Origin of the sequence: Kitasatospora sp. NPDC088160, from assembly GCF_044741445.1 — a bacterium.
In the GTDB taxonomy this organism is placed as follows: Bacteria; Actinomycetota; Actinomycetes; order Streptomycetales; family Streptomycetaceae; genus Kitasatospora.
This window is the reverse complement of the sequence record NZ_JBIUSS010000017.1, coordinates 52,662-69,282: the sequence shown is the minus strand read 5'-3', so window position 1 is coordinate 69,282 and position 16,621 is coordinate 52,662. Positions and strand designations below refer to the sequence as shown.

14 protein-coding genes are annotated in these 16,621 nt (G+C 74.2%); 8 read left to right on the top strand and 6 right to left on the bottom strand.

What is annotated here, in order from left to right:
* Positions 1 to 186 precede the first annotated feature (186 nt).
* Both ACIOGZ_RS25640 and ACIOGZ_RS25635 read left to right on the top strand, forming a co-directional pair.
* Positions 187 to 867: a response regulator transcription factor gene (locus tag ACIOGZ_RS25640; RefSeq protein ID WP_363629670.1), complete on the top strand. Its 681-nt coding sequence runs from the start codon at positions 187 to 189 to the stop codon at positions 865 to 867.
* A complete protein-coding gene (locus ACIOGZ_RS25635; RefSeq protein ID WP_400987465.1) occupies positions 864 to 2,255 on the top strand; it encodes a sensor histidine kinase in 1,392 nt (463 codons plus the stop codon). The genes ACIOGZ_RS25640 and ACIOGZ_RS25635 overlap by 4 nt, the downstream gene beginning before the upstream one ends.
* A 130-nt stretch (positions 2,256 to 2,385) precedes the next feature.
* Here the strand turns inward: ACIOGZ_RS25635 and efeB are convergent, their stop codons facing one another.
* The 3 genes from efeB to ACIOGZ_RS25620 form a co-directional block, all read right to left on the bottom strand.
* Positions 2,386 to 3,711 carry an iron uptake transporter deferrochelatase/peroxidase subunit gene (efeB, locus tag ACIOGZ_RS25630; RefSeq protein ID WP_400987463.1) on the bottom strand — a complete coding sequence of 442 codons (1,326 nt, stop codon included), beginning with the start codon at positions 3,709 to 3,711 and terminating at the stop codon, positions 2,386 to 2,388.
* Positions 3,711 to 5,780 (bottom strand): iron uptake transporter permease EfeU, encoded by a 2,070-nt coding sequence (efeU, locus tag ACIOGZ_RS25625; RefSeq protein WP_363629666.1) that lies wholly within the window; start codon positions 5,778 to 5,780, stop codon positions 3,711 to 3,713. Before efeU ends, efeB begins: the two co-directional genes overlap by 1 nt.
* A gap of 207 nt (positions 5,781 to 5,987) precedes the next feature.
* Complete coding sequence (locus ACIOGZ_RS25620; protein ID WP_363585606.1) at positions 5,988 to 6,311, bottom strand: hypothetical protein; 324 nt, start codon at positions 6,309 to 6,311, stop codon at positions 5,988 to 5,990.
* 395 nt (positions 6,312 to 6,706) lie between these two features.
* Here ACIOGZ_RS25620 and ACIOGZ_RS25615 point away from each other — a divergent pair, with 395 nt between their 5' ends.
* On the top strand, positions 6,707 to 8,329 hold the full coding sequence (locus ACIOGZ_RS25615) for a ubiquinol-cytochrome c reductase cytochrome b subunit (protein ID WP_363585620.1): 1,623 nt from the start codon (positions 6,707 to 6,709) through the stop codon (positions 8,327 to 8,329).
* 78 nt (positions 8,330 to 8,407) lie between these two features.
* Here ACIOGZ_RS25615 and ACIOGZ_RS25610 read toward each other — a convergent pair whose 3' ends face one another.
* Entirely contained in the window at positions 8,408 to 8,806 is a 399-nt protein-coding gene (locus tag ACIOGZ_RS25610; protein ID WP_350881931.1) for a cytochrome C oxidase subunit I, read from the bottom strand.
* A gap of 256 nt (positions 8,807 to 9,062) precedes the next feature.
* On the opposite strand from ACIOGZ_RS25610, the gene ACIOGZ_RS25605 reads away from it, so the two are divergent.
* From ACIOGZ_RS25605 to ACIOGZ_RS25595, 3 genes are all read left to right on the top strand, one after another.
* Positions 9,063 to 9,674: a TetR family transcriptional regulator gene (locus tag ACIOGZ_RS25605; protein WP_363585607.1), complete on the top strand. Its 612-nt coding sequence runs from the start codon at positions 9,063 to 9,065 to the stop codon at positions 9,672 to 9,674.
* Between the two features lie 27 nt (positions 9,675 to 9,701).
* Positions 9,702 to 11,252, top strand: coding sequence for an FAD-dependent monooxygenase (locus tag ACIOGZ_RS25600; protein ID WP_363585608.1), 1,551 nt, complete (start codon positions 9,702 to 9,704; stop codon positions 11,250 to 11,252).
* Positions 11,253 to 11,321: 69 nt separating this feature from the next.
* Positions 11,322 to 11,759: a YchJ family metal-binding protein gene (locus ACIOGZ_RS25595; RefSeq protein ID WP_363585609.1), complete on the top strand. Its 438-nt coding sequence runs from the start codon at positions 11,322 to 11,324 to the stop codon at positions 11,757 to 11,759.
* A 27-nt stretch (positions 11,760 to 11,786) separates the two neighbouring features.
* Here ACIOGZ_RS25595 and ACIOGZ_RS25590 read toward each other — a convergent pair whose 3' ends face one another.
* A complete protein-coding gene (locus tag ACIOGZ_RS25590) occupies positions 11,787 to 12,710 on the bottom strand; it encodes a polysaccharide deacetylase family protein (protein ID WP_363585610.1) in 924 nt (307 codons plus the stop codon).
* A 265-nt stretch (positions 12,711 to 12,975) separates the two neighbouring features.
* On the opposite strand from ACIOGZ_RS25590, the gene ACIOGZ_RS25585 reads away from it, so the two are divergent.
* Entirely contained in the window at positions 12,976 to 13,497 is a 522-nt protein-coding gene (locus tag ACIOGZ_RS25585; protein WP_363585611.1) for a GNAT family N-acetyltransferase, read from the top strand.
* A gap of 8 nt (positions 13,498 to 13,505) precedes the next feature.
* Here the strand turns inward: ACIOGZ_RS25585 and ACIOGZ_RS25580 are convergent, their stop codons facing one another.
* Positions 13,506 to 14,396: a carbohydrate kinase gene (locus ACIOGZ_RS25580; protein WP_400987460.1), complete on the bottom strand. Its 891-nt coding sequence runs from the start codon at positions 14,394 to 14,396 to the stop codon at positions 13,506 to 13,508.
* A gap of 366 nt (positions 14,397 to 14,762) precedes the next feature.
* Between ACIOGZ_RS25580 and ACIOGZ_RS25575 the strand changes: the two genes are divergently transcribed.
* Positions 14,763 to 16,283, top strand: a complete 1,521-nt coding sequence (locus tag ACIOGZ_RS25575; RefSeq protein WP_400987458.1) for a M1 family metallopeptidase — start codon at positions 14,763 to 14,765, stop codon at positions 16,281 to 16,283.
* Positions 16,284 to 16,621: the final 338 nt, after the last annotated feature.

Genomic DNA, 16,621 nt, shown 5'->3' with positions numbered 1-16,621 from the left:
ACACGCCACCGTGTGGCCACCGTACGCCCCTCCCCGGCGCTGCGAAAGCCGCGGCCGGCACGGCCACCGGCCGGGCCCGGACCCGCCGGACGCCGCCCTCGCCCAGACCCTTCCCCCAGACCCGTCACGCGCCGCCGCCCGGACCCGCCGGACGCCGCCGTGGGCGCGCCGGGGAGAATCGGGGCCATGACCCACACCGTGCTGATCGCCGAGGACGACCGGGCCATCCGCGACTCCCTCACCCGCGCCCTCCAGCTGGAGGGCTACCGGGTGAGCACCGCCGCGGACGGCGCGCAGACCCTGGCCGCCCTCACGGAGCAGCGCCCGGACCTGCTGGTGCTGGACGTGATGATGCCCGGCCCGGACGGCCTGGAGGTCTGCCGCCGCCTGCGCGCCGACGGCGACCGCACCCCGGTCCTGATGCTCACCGCCCGGGTCGAGGTCCCGGACCGGATCGCCGGGTTGGACGCCGGGGCCGACGACTACCTGGTCAAGCCCTTCGACGTGGACGAGCTGTTCGCCCGCCTGCGCGCCCTGCTGCGCCGCAACGCACCCGAACCCGCCGGGGGCGTCCTCGCGGTGGCCGACCTGCGGGTCGAGCCGCACGCCCGGCGGGCCTGGCGGGCCGGGCAGGAACTGGAGCTCTCCCGGACCGAGTTCGACCTGCTGGAGCTGCTGACCCGGCACGCGGGCTCGGTGCTCGACCAGGCCACGGTGTACGAGCGGATCTGGGGCTACGACTTCGGCCCCGGCTCGAAGAACCTCGCGGTGTTCATCGGCTACCTGCGCCGCAAGCTGGACCGGCCCGGCCTGACACCGCTGATCCACACCGTCCGCGGCGTCGGCTACACGCTGCGCGAGTCGTGACCGGCCGGGGCCGGTCGCGGCCGCGGCCGCTGTGGCCGCGCCCGGGGCTGCGCACCACCGTCTCGCTCGCCTTCGCCGCGATGGCCGCCCTGGTCGCGGTGCTGATCGGCGCGCTCGGCTACCACTCCGCCGCCCGGCTGATCCGGGACGACGAGGGCGCCGACTTCACCGCGGCCGTCCAGGCGGTGCACCAGCAGGTCGGCCGGGAGATGCTGTTCCCCGGCGACTTCAACGGCACGGGCGGCCTGAGCGAGGATCTGCTGCGCCCGATCCGGGTCACCTCGCAGTCCCTCGGCCCCGACGGGGAGGTGCTGCCCGGCACCGCCCGGATCGACCTCCGGCCGACCCCGGAGGACCGCTCCCTCGCCCGCTCCGACGACCCCGGCCAGACCTCGTCCGGGCTTCGGCACGTGCACGGCGACACCTACCGGGTGGCCGTGGTCTCGCTCGGCGGCGGCCGCGGCGCGGTCCAGATCGCCCAGCAACTGGGCCCCACCGAGCACCTGCTGGCGACGCTGCGGATCCGTACCGGGGTGTCGGTGGCGGTGGTCGCGGTGCTCGCGGGCGGGGCCGGCTGGCTGCTCGCCCGGCGGATCACCGGCCGGCTGGTCCGGCTCACCGACGCGGCCGAACTGGTCGCCGCCAGCGGACGGTTGGACGTTCCGGTGCCGGCCGCCGGAACGGACGAGGTCGGCCGGCTCGGCCGGGCCTTCGACCGGATGCTGGGCCGGCTCGCCACGGCCAAGGAGAACCAGCGCCGGCTCGTCCAGGACGCCGGGCACGAGCTGCGCACCCCGCTGACCAGCCTGCGCACCAACCTCTCGGTCCTGCCCAGCCTGGACCGCCTGCTGCCCGCCGAACAGGCCGCACTGATGGCCGATCTGGCCGAGGAGGCAAGGGAGTTGACGCTTCTGGTGGAGGAGCTGGTGGCACTCGCCGCGGACCGGAAGGCCGACGAGGAGCCGACCGAACTGGTGCTGGCCGAGCTGGTGCGCGAGGCCGCCGCACAGGCCCGGCGGCGCAGCGGCCGGGAGATCACCGTGGACGCCGACGACACGGTGGTCACGGCCCGCCCGGACGCGCTGGCCCGGGCGGTGGGCAACCTGCTGGACAACGCCGCCAAGTTCGACCCGGCCGGGAAGGCCCCGATCGAGGTGGTGGTGCGCGGCCGCCGGGTCGAGGTGCGCGACGGCGGGCCGGGGATCGACGAGGCCGACCTCTCCCGGGTCTTCGACCGCTTCTACCGGGCCACCGCCGCGCGCAGCCTGCCCGGTTCGGGGCTGGGCCTGGCCATCGTGCACGAGGTGGCCGGCTCGCACGGCGGCGAGGCCTTCGCCGCCAACCGGGACGGCGGCGGCGCGGTGATCGGCTTCACCCTCGGCCCGTAGGGCGTGTCCTCGACCTCCCGTCCGCGTGGCGGCTCCGGGGCACGCGCAACGCCGCCGGGCCCCGGGCACGCGGCAGCGCCCGGGGCCCGGCGTCACGTCGGCCGCCGTGAGACCGCCCGTCAGACCGCCGTCAGACCGCAGCGAGCAGCCCGCGCCCGAGCCAGTCGGCGTTGTCCTTCACGCCCGGCAGGACGAAGAAGTACCCGCCGCCGGTCGGCGAGATGTAGTCGACCAGCGGCTCGTCGACGAGCCGGGTCTGGGTGGCCTCGAACTGCCGCACCACGTCCTGCTGGTAGCAGCAGAACACCAGGCCCATGTCCAGGTTGCCGGCCTGGTCGACGCCCCGGTCGTAGTTGAAGCCGCGGCGCAGGATGCGCGAGGTGTCGGTGTCGGCGGTGCGCGGGTTGGCGAGCCGGATGTGCGCCTTGAGCGGGATCGCCTTGCCCTCCGGGTCCTTGCCGTAGTCCGGCGCGTCGGTCTCCTGGCGGCCGTCCAGCGGCGCGCCGGTGTCGCGGCGGCGGCCGAACATCTTCTCCTGCTCGGCGAGGGTGACGCGGTCCCAGAACTCGATCAGCATCCGGATGATCCGGATCACCTGGTAGCTGCCGCCGGTCGCCCAGGCGGGCTCGCCCAGCCCGTCGGTGACCCAGATCAGCCGGTCCATCTCGCGGGCGGAGGTGGTGTCGGGGTTGACGATGCCGTCCTTGAAGCCGAGCAGGTTGCGCTGGGCGCCGTCCGGGCGGGACTCGCTCTGGAAGCCGTCGATCCGCCAGAGGATCTGCATCGCGCCGCGCGTGTGCCGGGTGATGTCGCGCAGCGCGTGCAGCACGGTGTCCTGGCGGTCGGCGCAGATCTGCAGCGAGAGGTCGCCGTGGAGTTCGGCGGCCTGAAGATTGTCGTTGGGGAAGGTCTTCATCGGGGCCAGCTTGGTCGGCTTGGCCTTGGCCAGCCCGTACCGGTCGTCGAACAGCGAGGCGCCGACGCCGACCGTGACGGTCAGGTTGTCGGTGGGCACGGTGGGGCCGAGGATGCCGCTGTCGGCGGGCGGCGCGCCGACGCCGAGGTCGGGCGGGGTGCCGCCGGCGGTGAGGAAGCGGATCCGCTCGGTCAGGGTCTTGAGGAGGTCCTCCAGGCCGTTGCGGTCCTGGGCTATCACCTGGCAGGACACGAAGGCGGCGTAGCCGGGGGCCGGGGTGGTGACGCCGGCCTGGTGGTCGCCGTGGAACGGGACGACTCCGCTCTTCGCCTGGCGGCTGTCCCCGGCTGAGGCCGGACCGGCGGCCAGGGTGAACGCCCCGCCCGCCATGACGGCCGCTCCGGCGCCGGCGCCGAGGGCGGTCCTGACGAAGCTGCGGCGGGCCGGGCCGGCCGGGCAGCCGCCCTCGGCGACGGCCGGGGCGGGCGCGGCGGCGTGCGGGAACGGGCAGGAGCCTCCGGCAGCGGTGTGGTCGGTCATCAGGCGGCCTTCCGGATCTCGAGCAGGGCGGGGATGGGGGCGAGGTCTTCGAGCAGTTGGCCGGTGGCGCCGTTGAGCTGGCGGCGGGCGTCGGCGGGGAGCTGCTCCAGTGCGGTCCAGCCCTCGGGCTTGTGGGCGGAGGCGACCAGGTCGCCGACCCGCTTCATCCCGGCGTCGACGCGGGGGAGCAACTGCGGGTCGCGCTCGTCGAGCAGCGGCTGCAGGACGGTCAGCAGTTCCCGGGTGCCGGCCAGGTTGGCCTGGGTGGTGGCCAGGTTGGTGCCGCTGCCCTGGTCGGTGTCGCCGGTGAGCTCGAACTGGAGGGTGTTCTCCAGGATCTCGTGGGCGCGCAGCGGGAGGTCTCCGGGGTCGAAGTCCTGGCCGGGGAAGTCCTGCCCGAGCTTGGCGACGTCGGCGGCCAGCTGGTCGGCGACGGGCGTCAGGTCGGCGGCGGACTGGCCGTGCCACAGGCCGTACTCCAGGCGCAGGAAACCGGTGAAGTCCTTGTCCTGGGCCTTGTCGGCGAGCCCGTCGGGCCGGCCGTCGATCTTGCCGTCGAGGTCGGCGAAGGTGCCGTAGGCGGCGCCGAGCGAGGCGTACTGGAGGTGGGCGGTGAGCCAGTCGGCCTTGGCGGTGGCGAGGTCGCCGCCGTGGACGTCGGCCTGGAGCTTCTGGGTCTGCGTCAGCAGGGTCGCGAGGCCCTTGTCGACGTAGTCCTTGTAGGCGTCGAGCGGGCCCTTGAGGTCGTCCTCGGCGACCGGCTTGACGGCCTTGACCTGGCCGCCGCCGGTGACGTGCACGGCGGCCGAGGTGACGGACGTGCCGCCGGTGGGCACACAGCGCCACGCGTAGTCGCCGGAGCCGATGGTCGCGGTCAGCGCGCGGGTGGTGCCGGGGGCCAGACCCTCGATCTCGCCGTAGACGGCGCCGCTGGCCGGGTTGACCAGGTAGACCTCGGAGACCTTGTCCCCGGTGTTGTGCATCTGGAAGACCTGCTGGCCGGGCAGCGGGGTGCTGAAGCCCTTGCCGCACTCCTGCTCGGAGACGGACACGGTGGCGGAGCTGCCCTGCTTGCCGTCGCTGACCGCGATCACGGCCCCGGCGACCACCACCGGCACCGCGACCAGCGCGGTCGGCACGGCCCAGCGCGGCCGTCCGGACCGCACCGGCCCGGCGGCCTCGGGCGCGGCCGCCCCGGCCTTCTCGCCCTGCGTCGCCTCGCCCTGCGCCGCCTTCCCGGCGGCCGGAGCGGTCTTGCCGCCGCGGACGCCCTCGACGAACAGCGTCATCACGATGCACAGGTAGGCGAGGTAGCCGACGACCTGGAGGACCGTCATGGTGACGGTCAGGTTGAGGGTGCCCTGCACCAACGTGGCGTACCAGGAGGAGGCGTCCAGGTGGCCGCTCAGGTCGAAGGCGTACGAGCTGCCGCCGCCGACCAGCCCGGACTCCTGCAAGTCGCGCAGGCCGTAGCCGAGCACGCCCGCCGCGACCACGATCAGGCCGACGCCGGTGATGGTGAAGAACCGGGTGAGGTTCATCTTCAGCGCCCGCCGGTACAGGCCCCAGCAGAGGCCGGCCGAGAGCACCAGGCCGACGGCCGCGCCGAGCAGCGGCCCGGTGGACTCCCCGGCGGTGCGCACGTTGGTCCACAGGAAGAGCGAGGTCTCCAGCCCTTCGCGGCCGACGGCCAGGAAGCTGGTGAGCACCAGCGCGCCGGCGCCCATCGCCAGCGAGGCCTGGACCTTCTCCTTCAGCTCGGCGGAGAGGGTGCGCGCCGAGCGGCGCATCCAGAACACCATCGCGGTGACGAAGCCGACCGCGATCAGGCTCAGCACCCCGCCGAACGCCTCCTGGGCGTGGCCGGAGAGGTTGGCGGCGGTGAAGGTGAGCACCGCGCCGAAGCTGAGGCTGAGCGCGATCGCCGCCGCGACACCGGTCCACACCTGCGGCAACCGGGCCTTGTGCCCGAAGCGGACGAGCGTGGCGACCAGGATCGACACGATCAGTCCGGCTTCCAGACCCTCGCGCAGCCCGATCAGAAAGCTGGGAAACGCCTCATCCCACATGCAGCGGGCTCCTCCCCCGGTCACCCCGGGTCGTACCTGAACTCGGCGGCCCGCCGCGGGTGGCGGCGGCGCGGCACAGCCGAACGCCCCGGACACGGGGGTCCAGGGCGCTTCGACTTAGCTTAGGCAAACCTTAGAGCCGCCGCGGTCAACAGGACCCCCCGTTCAGGTAAGGGTTCGGTATGAGGGCTGCCGAGCCGGCCCGGCTCAGCCCCACCACTGCTCCGGCACCGTCTCCGGCTCCGCCGGCACCGCCACCGGTGCGGCGGCGGGCGTCACCAACAGCTCGCCGCCGGCCGTCTCGGCGACCAGGTAGCCGCACTCGCGCAGCACGACGGCGACCGCACCGCTGACCGCCTCGCGCGCCCCCCGGGAGGGCGGCCCGTCCGGCCCCTCCCCCGGCGACCAGCCGACCGCCACCCCCGGCGGCCGATGGCCGATCCGCAGCAGGGACGGGCCCGGCCCGGCGTCGATCCCGGCGCGGGCGAGGGCCGCGGTGACGTCCTCGAAGAGTTCAGGGTGATCCACCATTGGCGCAGCGTAGGCCCGGAATCGCGCGACCTCCGGACGCGGCGCGCGCCGAAACGGTTCAGCGGCACCCGGGCGCAGCACCGCCACCCGTCCGGCGGCCGATCGGACGTCAGGACCCCCCGTCCGGCCCGACACGAGCGGCCGTACGGACCGATGGACGTGCACAGTCGGCCCCCTGCCGACAGCATGACAGAGTAAGCGCTCCATCACCCTGAGCAACGGGCCAGTGGGTCACCCGCTCCGCGTGCCGGTTCAGCCGGCGGGCCCGTATCGAGAGGTCCCATGATCACAACACTTCGCCGGCCGGCGTCTTTGCCGGCGGGCCTCCAGCCCGGCACGCCGAGGACGCCGGGGAGTCCGTCGTGAGAACCGACCAGCAGTCGCAGCCGGGACCGGTGACCAGCACGCGCGCCAACCCCGCGAACAAGGCCGAGGCCCTGGCCGACTGGACCGACGGCCGGGTCGGCATCTACTCCCTGGCCAAGGCCAATCTGCGCAAGATCTTCCCGGACCACTGGTCCTTCATGCTGGGCGAGATCGCGCTCTACACCTTCGTCATCATCATCATCACCGGCGTCTGGCTGACCCTCTTCTTCAAGCCGAGCATGGGCGAGGTCATCTACGACGGCTCGTACGTCCCGCTCAAGGGCATCCAGATGTCGGAGGCCTACGCCTCGACCATCGACATCAGCTTCGAGGTCCGCGGCGGCCTGCTGATGCGCCAGGTCCACCACTGGGCGGCGATCGTGTTCGTCGCCTCGATGCTGACGCACATGATGCGCGTCTTCTTCACCGGCGCGTTCCGCAAGCCCCGCGAGATCAACTGGGTCTTCGGCGCGCTGCTGCTGTTCCTCGGCATGTTCGACGGCTTCATGGGCTACTCGCTGCCGGACGACCTGCTCTCCGGCACCGGCATCCGGTTCATGGAGGGTGCCGTCCTGGCCGTGCCGATCGTCGGCTCGTACCTGCAGTTCTTCATGTTCGGCGGCGAGTTCCCCGGCCAGGACATCGTGCCGCGGCTGTTCACCGTGCACGTCCTGCTGATCCCGGGGGTCATGGTCGGCCTGCTCGCGGCGCACCTGATCCTGGTCTTCTACCACAAGCACACCCAATTCGCCGGGCCCGGCCGGACCAACGACAACGTGGTCGGCATGCCGCTGATGCCGGTCTACATGGCCAAGGCCGGCGGCTTCTTCTTCCTGGTCTTCGGCGTGGTCGCGTTCATGTCGGCGATCGCCACCGTCAACCCGATCTGGGCGTACGGCCCCTACCGGCCCGACCAGGTGTCCACCGACGCCCAGCCGGACTGGTACATGGGCTTCTCCGAGGGTCTGGTGCGCGTGATGCCCGGCTGGGAGATCAGCGTCTGGGGCGGCCACACCCTGAACCTCGGGGTGTTCGTCCCGCTGATGGTCTTCCCGACCGTGCTGCTGATCATCTGGTGCTACCCGTTCCTGGAGGCCTGGGTCACCGGGGACCGCGGCGAGCACCACCTCGCCGACCGGCCGCGCAACGCACCGGTGCGCACGGCCTTCGGCGCGGCCTGGATCGGCCTCTACCTGATCCTGCTGGCCGGCGGCGGCAACGACCTGCTCGCCACCCACTTCCACCTGTCGATCAACGCGATCACCTACGCGGTGCGCACCGGCTTCTTCGTCGTGCCGGTGGTCGTCTTCGTGGTCACCAAGCGGTGGTGCCTGGGCCTGCAGCGGCGCGACAAGGAGAAGGTGCTGCACGGCCGGGAGACCGGCGTGATCAACCGGCTCCAGCACGGCGAGTTCGTCGAGGTGCACGCCCCGCTCCCGCCGGGCCGGATGTACACCCTCACCGCGCACGAGCAGCCGCAGCCGGAGGATCTGCCGCCGGAGGTGGACGAGAACGGGGTGGTCCGCAAGGCCGGGCTGTTCGCCCGGACGAGGGCCAAGCTGTCCCGCGGCTTCTACGGCGAGGGCAGCCAGATCGCCAAGCCCACCGCCGAGGAGCACCAGGAGATCAGCAGCGGCCACGGCCACCACTGATCCCCGCGCACGCCCGAGGGCCCGCTGCGCCGTCATCGGCGCGGCGGGCCCTCGGGCGTGCCGGCGGATCGGCCCGGCTCAGGCCCGCAGGGCCGCCGGGACGACGGCGAACAGCGCCGCCGCCAGGGTGACGGAGAGGCAGAGCGCGGCCCAGCGGGCGCAGATCCGGCGGCACTCGCTGCGGTAGCGGGCGGCCAGCCGGCGGCAGCGCTCGACGGCGCGGTCGACGACCTCCTCGGCGTAGCGCAGCCGGTCGGCGGCGTAGGCCTGCTCCAGGCTCTCCCGCTCCGCGGCGGGCAGCCACGGGAACTGCCCGGCGAAGGCCCGGGCGTCCCGCTCGGCCGCCGCGACCTCGGCCTCCCAGGCGAGATAACCCTCCAGCCGGGCGATCTCCGCCCGGGCGTTCACCCGGCCGCCCGCGACGGGCCTGCCCTGCCGAGGGGTCCGCGCTCCCGGCGGACGCTGTCTGCCACCCATGACCGCTCCTCATGTCCTGTCGAGGTGTGCTGTCGGGACGTCCTGTCGAACCGTCCCGCCGAACCGGCGCGGGAGACCGCTCCGCAACCAGGCCACTACTATCAGTGACCAACCGGGTGGGCAGGGCGACTCGCCGAGCCGCCGCGCGACTCCTCGCAACCCCGCCGGGGCGGATCCGCCCGGGGTGTCGGCTCCGAAAAAGTTGCGTGCCGCGCAGTCTTGCGCGGCGCGCAGGCTTCTGGGGAGAGTGGTGGTCATGACGAAGAGTCAGATCGGTCTGCGGGAACGGAAGAAGGCCGCGACCCGGGAGGCGCTGAGCTGGGCCGCACTGCGCCTGGCGGTGGAACGGGGCCTGGAGAACGTCCGGGTCGAGGACATCGCGGCCGCGGCCGGGGTGTCGCCGCGCACCTACAACAACTACTTCTCCAGCAAGGCCGAGGCCATCGTCTCCCGGCACTGCGACCGCATCCGGCTCGTCGGCGAGGCGCTGAGCGAGCGGCCCGCGGCCGAACCGCTCTGGGAGGCGCTCACCCGGGCCACCCTCGCGCCCTTCGACGGCGCGGCGGAGCAGCCGGACCCGCGGTGGACCGCCGCGGTGCGGCTACTGCTGCGCGAACCGGCCCTCCAGGCCGAGCTGGCCCGTGCCGGCGCGGACGCCGAGGCCGGGCTCACCGCGGCGGTGGCCGCCCGGACCGGGGTCGACCCCGGCGGCCTCCACCCCAGACTGGTCGCCGCCGGCGTCCTGGCCGCACTCAAGGCGGCCAGCGACGTATGGCTGCGCGCCGACCCGCCGGTACCGCTGCAAACGCTCCTGGCGGAGGCACTGCGGCAGCTGGCGGCCGGCCTCCCCGAACCGTCGTCTTCGTGAACTCACCGTCGCACAGGGGGATTTACCATGACCCACGATGTCATCATCGCCGGCGCCGGCCCGAACGGGCTGATGCTGGCCTGCGAACTGGCGCTGGCCGGAGTCCGGCCGGTGGTGCTGGACCGGCTGGCCGAACGTTCGTCGGAGCAGAAGGCGAACGGGCTGGTCGGCCAGGTGATCCGGCTGCTGGACCACCGCGGCCTGTACGAGCGGCTCGGCGGCCCGGGCGCCCCGGCCCCGGTGCCCCGCTTCGTGTTCGGCGCGTTCCCGCTGGACCTCCGGGAGCTCGACGGCAACCCGCTGTACGCCCTGCCGGTGCCGCAGCACCGGATCGAGCAGGCCCTGGCGGAGCGGGCCCGCGAACTCGGCGTGACCGTGCACCACGGCCGCGAGGTCACCGGCCTGAGCCAGGACGCGGCGGGGGTGACCGTCGAGGTCCTCGGACCGGACGGGCCGGAGCGGCTGCGCGCCCGCTACCTGGTCGGCGCCGACGGCGGCCGCAGCACCGTCCGCAAGCTGGCCGGGATCGGCTTCCCCGGGGTCACCTCGCCCGACCCCGTCGCGCGCATCGCCCACGTGCGCCCGCCCGAGGGACTGCGGGTGCTCGACACCGGCGAGGTGCTGCTGCCCGGCTGCCCGACGCCGTTCCGCCCGTTCACCCACACCCGCACCGCGCACGGCGTGTTCGTGCTCGCCCCGATGGGCCCGGAACTCGCCATGATGGCCACCATGGAGTGGGCCGGCCCGCCCGTCGACGAGACCGTGCCGGCCACGCTGGACGAACTGCGCGCCAGCGTCCGCCGGGTGACCGGCGCCGACCTGCCGCTCGCCCCGGCCGACACGCCCGGCGCGCACACCCCGCGCCGCCAGGTCGGGCACAACACCCGGCTCGCCGAGCGCTACCGCGAGGGCCGGGTGCTGCTGGTCGGCGACGCCGCGCACGTGCACGCCGCCACCGGCGGTCCGGGCCTCAACCTCGGGCTCCAGGACGCCGCGAACCTCGGCTGGAAGCTGGCCGCCGACCTCCAGGGCTGGGCCCCGCCCGGCCTGCTGGACAGCTACCACCGCGAGCGGTACCCCATCGGCGAACGGGTCTTCATGCACTCGCAGGCCCAGATGGCCCTGATGTCCCCGGGCCCGGCCGTCACCGCCCTGCGCGCCCTGTTCGGCGAGCTGCTCGCGTACCAGGACAACCTCGGGCGGATCGCCGCGCTCATGGCGGGCAGCGACGTCCGGTACGACACCGACTGCCCGCACCCGCTCGCCGGCGGCTTCGCGCCGGACCTCCCGCTGACCACCGCCACCGGCCCCACCCGGCTCGCCGAACTGGCCCGCGGCGGCCGGGCCCTGCTGCTCGACCTCGCGGACGGCCCGCCACGGCTCGCCGACCTCGCGGCCGGTTGGAAGGGCCGGGTGGACGTGCTCACGGCCGACTGCCCGCAACCACCCGCCGGCGCGCTGCTGGTACGCCCGGACGGCTACGTCGCCTGGGCCGCCGCTCCCGGGGAGGAGGATCCGGACGGGCTGCTGCGCGCGCTGCACGCCTGGTTCGGCGAACCGGACTCCGCCCACTGCTGAGCACCCGCACCCGGACGCCCCACCGGCCCCGGTCGGGGCGGCCGGGGCCGGAGGGAGAGAATGGACCGCATGTCCCGACGTCACCCCGCGCCCCGCGCCGCCGCCTCCGCGCCCCGGCTGCTGCCCTCCTCCCCCTGCCCCTGCGGCCTGCCCGCCGCCTACGGCGACTGCTGCGGGCGGCTGCACCGCGGCCAGACGGCGGCCACCACCGCCGAGTCCCTGATGCGCTCGCGGTACAGCGCCTTCGCCGCCCAGGACGAGGCCTACCTGCTGCGCACCTGGCACCCGGACACCCGGCCCGCCGAGGTGGACTTCGACCCGGCGCTGCGCTGGACCGGCCTGGAGGTGGTGGCCACCACCGAGGGCGGCGCCTTCCACGCGGAGGGCACGGTCGCCTTCCGGGCGCACTGGACCGAGGGCCGCGAGCAGGGCGTGCTCACCGAGCACAGCCGGTTCGTCCGGCACGAGGGCGCCTGGGTGTACCTCGACGCCCTCTCGCTCGGCTGATCCTCGGAGCCCTCGACGGGCGAACTCCTACAGGTAGTCGTCCAGCCGGCCGAGGGCGAAGCCCTGCGCGGTGACGTCGTTGACGACCTTGCGGAGCAGGTCCGGCATCGAGGCCTTCCAGAGGTCGGTGCCCCGGAAGTGGGTGAGGATGATGTCGCCCGAGTGGAGCTTGCGGTCGTCGTAGCGCCACTCCATGTGGTCCGGGAAGGCCTCCTCGTTCCACAGCGGCACCGCCTGGACCCCGCAGGACGCCGCCGCGCGCAGCGTGTCGTCGTTGTACTCGCCGTACGGGGGCCGGAACAGCCGGGGGCGGACGCCGATCTGCTTCTCCAGCTGGTCCTGCTGACGGCAGATCTCGTCGCGTTGGGCCTCGTAGCCGAGGACCTTCAGGTTGCGGTGGTTGATGGTGTGGTTGTTGATCTCCACCCCCTGGGCGTGCAGGTCGCGGAAGTAGCCGTAGTTCTCGCGGGCCAGGTAGTCGGAAACGTAGGTGCTGAGCGGGATGCCGAGTTCGTCGGCCATCCGGGAGAACTCCGGGTCCTTCTCGGAGCCGTCGTCGACGGTGAGGAAGACCACCTTCTCGTCGGTCGGCACCCGGTAGACCACCGGCGGCCGCCCCTCCTTGAGCTTCACGCCCTGCGACTGGGCCAGCACCGGCCTGGTCGCCGGGCGTGGCGGCGCCTTCAGCGGCGGGGCCTCCAGGCCCCAGCGGTGCGCGGTCTCCAGGGCCGCCCGGGTTTCCGAATCCCGGCGCGCGACCGCCTCGGTGCCGACCTCCTCCTCCTTGCGGGCCAGGCCCGGCAGCACCGGCAGCGCCTCGGGCGGGCGGCCGACCCCGTGTTCGACGACGGGCACGGCACCCGGCGCGGGCGGGACGACGGCCGGCCGCGCGGGGTCGGCCGGCCCCGCACAGCCGGCGGCGACGGCGGAGAGGCAGACGGTGGCCAGCAAACCGGTCCGCACACCCGCCCGAGCACCGGCGCCGCGTCCCTGAATCCCTCTCAAACCCGCATTAATGCGATGATTTGATGATCTGTTCATAGACGCACTGCTCCCCCGCAGCGCACCCCCGCCAACCCCCTCATCACCCGTGCGGGGCAACGACGCGCCGGGCTCCTTGCCCTTCCTTTGCCGAACCGGCCGGGCACCCGAGCCGACCGGGCGGCCGTGCGAAACCCGATTGCGGACCGGGCCCGCGACCACCGATCATGCGCCCATGACCGACACCGCGCCCCGCACCGCCCGCCTCTGGTCCGTCGCCACGGCGGACGTCACCGCACCCGAGGCCCTGGCCCTGCTGCGCGAGTACTACTACGACGTGGCCAACCGCTACTACCGCCTGCACCTCGGCCGCGAAGGCACCCCCGAGGAACTGGAGTCGGGGCTGGCCGGCTCCCCCAGCGACGACCTCGCCGCACCGGACGGCCTCTTCCTGCTAGGCCACTACGACGGCGCGGCCCAGTCCTGCGCCGGGCTGCGCCGGCGCGACGCCGACACCGTCGAGCTGACCCGGGTGTTCGTCCGCCCCGGCCTGCGCGGCACCGGCGGCGGCGCCCGACTGCTCGCCGCCGTCGACGAGGCCGCCCGCTCGCTCGGCGCCCGGCGGATCGTCCTCGACACCCGCCTCGACCTGGTCGAGGCCCGCGCGCTCTACACCCGCCACGGCTACCGCGAGATCCCCGCCTACAGCAGCGGCCCGTACGCCCAGATCTGGTACGGCAAGGAGCTGGCCGGCTAGAGCACGCCCTAACTCGCCTGCGCCAGGGCGGCCGTCAGCTCCGCCGTCGAGGGCGGGTTGGCGCCGGGGCGGGAGACGGTCAGCGCGGCGGCCGTCACCGCCTGGGTGAGGCAGCCGGCGAGGTCGGCGCCGGCCGCGCGGGCGTGCAGGAAAGCCGCCGTGAAGGAGTCCCCGGCGCCGACGGTGTCGGCGACCGGCACCGGAACGGCTGCGGCCCGCGCGTGCCCGCCCCCGGCGGTGAGCGCGAACGCGCCGTCGGCACCCAGGGTCACCGCGACCACGGCCGGGCCGAGGGCGAGCCAGCGGCGCGCGACCGCCTCCGCATCCTCACCGGGGTAGAGCCAGGCCAGGTCCTCATCACTCGCCTTGACCACGTCGCTCAGCGCCACGCAGCGCTCGACCCGCCGCACGGCCCGCGCCCGCTCGCCCATCAGCGCGGGGCGCACGTTCGGGTCGTAACTGATCTGCGCCCGGCCGCGCCACCGCTCGACCAGCGCCAGCACCGCCGCCGCGCCCGGGTCGGTGACCGCCCCGATCGAGCCGAGGTGGATCGCGCCCGGCGCTTCGGCGAGTTCGGTCGGCGGCAACGTCCAGCCGATGTCGAAGGTGTAGCGCGCCCGCCCCTGCCCGTCGAGACGCACCACGGCCGAGGGGGTCCGCGCCACCCCGGCGGCCCGGACCACCACCCCCGCCGACTCCAGGTGCGCCCGGATCAGCCGGCCGTTGGCGTCCTCCCCGAGCTGGGTGAGCAGGGTGGCGGGCCGCCCCAACCGGGCCAGGCCGTAGGCGACGTTCGCGGGGCTGCCGCCGGGGTGGACGGTGTCCGGGGCGCCATCCGTGCGGACGATGTCGGCGACGCACTCGCCGATCACCAGAACGTGCGAATCGGGGCTGGTCACGGCGGCTCCTGGCATCCGGTACGCGGGCGTCGTCTCGGCCGCCAGCCTACGGGGTGCACCCGGGCATGAAGGACGGCCGCCGGACCTGGCCAGGTTCTCCGACGGCCGTGGCCTCGTCCGTCAGGGGGCGAAGCACTTCGAACGTTAGCCAGCGCGCGGCGGCCCCGCCATCGCTGTAGGCCGTCCGGGGGATGGACTCGTGTTGACAACCGTCCGGGCGGCGGCGCCTGGCGGGCGCCCCGGTCCGCTAGGGTCCGTGCCCGGTGCGTCGCGCACGTACCGCCGCCCGGCCCCGCTCCTCACCGGGGCTCCCGAAGCCACGAATCCCGCAGCCAGGCCCCCCGAGGCCACGACTCCCGAAGTGCGGTGATCACCCTGTCCAGGCCCCGTGTCGGCCTCGTCCTCCCACTCGTGCTCAGTGCGGTGCTGCTGTCCGCCGGCACCCCGGCCGCCACCGCCGCGGACGGCCTCGGCGACCCGGTCTTCCCCTCACTCGGCAACAGCGGGTACGACGCGCTCGCCTACGACCTGTCGTTCGACTACCGCGCCGATACCCGCACGGTCGACGCGACCGCGGCGATCACCGCCCGGCCGTCCCGCACCCTGGCACACCTGGAGCTGGACGCGCTGGGCCTGACCGTGCGCGCCGTCCGGGTCGACGGGCGCCCGGCGGGGTTCGCCGCCCACGACGAGAAACTGACCATCACCCCGCCCCGGCCCCTGCACCGCGGCACCACCGCGCGGCTGACCGTCGAGTACACCGCCGACCCTCGCGCCAGGCTCCCGCACACCGGCTGGGTCCCGACCCCGGACGGCTTCGCGGTGGCCGGCCAGCCGGACAGCGCGCACACCGTCTTCCCGTGCAACGACCACCCCAGCGACAAGGCCCGGTTCACCATCGCCGTCACCGCGCCCGACGGCCTGCTGGGCGTCGCCAACGGGGAGTTGACGCAGACCGAACGGCTCGGCGACGGCCGGACCACCCGGCGCTACGCCTCCCGCGAGCCGATGGCCACCGAGCTGGTGCAGGTCTCCGTCGGGAACTACACCGTCCGCGAGCGCACCGGCCCGCACGGCCTGCCGCTGCGCGACGTCGTCCCGACCGCCCGGGCCGCCGACCTCGAACCCGCCCTGGCGCTCACCGCCGACCAGCTGACCTGGGCCGAGCAGCACCTCGGGCCGTTCCCCTTCGAGACCTACGGCCTCCTGCCGGCCGACACCGACGACCCCGCCGCGTTCGGCTTCACCGGCCTGGAGACCCAGACCCTCACCCTCTACAAGCCTGACTTCCTGCGCCAGCCCGAGTCCGCGATCGGCTCGCACCAGATGCACGAGCTGGTGCACTCCTGGTTCGGCGACAGCGTCTCCCCCGCCAGTTGGGCGGACCTGTGGCTCAACGAGGGGCACGCCGACTACTACGCCCTGGTCTACCGCTACGAGCGCGGCTGGCCGGACGCCTGGGGCCACACCACCCTGGTCGACCGGATGCGGGCCCTCTACGGCCTCGGCGACCAGTGGCGGCACGACTCCGGACCGGTCGCCGCTCCCAGCGCTGCCAAGCTCTTCGACAGCCAGCGCTACACCGGCGGCGCGCTGGTGCTGTTCGCACTGCGCGAGCGGGTCGGCGCCGGGACCTTCGACCGGATCGAGCACACCTTCCTGCGCGAGCACCGGTACGGCACCGCCACCACCCGGGACTACCTGCGCACCGCCTCCGAGGTCTCCGGCCAGGACCTCTCCGGCTTCCTCACCGACTGGCTGTACGGGCTGCGCACCCCGCCGATGCCCGGCCACCCCGACTGGACGGTCACCCCGGTGACCTCGGACCCGGCGGCCGCCGCCCGCGGTGTCCCCACCGAGGCGCCGCACGGCTCCGGGACGCTCTGACCCACCGCCACCCGGTTGGCCCGGTCCGTGGTCCGCCGCCCCCTGCGTCCCACCCGTACGCCCCTGGCGCGCCGCATCGTGCGCCCGGACGCCCCGTGAGCGCCTCTGGCCGGACGGGCCCGACGCGGCCATCGTGGTGCCCACGGCCCGCCCGCCGCCCGGCCGAGTCCCGGCCGGCTCGCGGGCCGTCCAACCTCCCCGCGCCGGCCGGCCGAAAATCCCCGTGCCCGGAAGACAACCCGAAACACCGTCCAGCACGTTCATCAGCTGTGAGTAGGACACCACGATCGCGGCCCAGCAGGCCGCCACGGCTGACAGGGACGGCACGGACACCATGG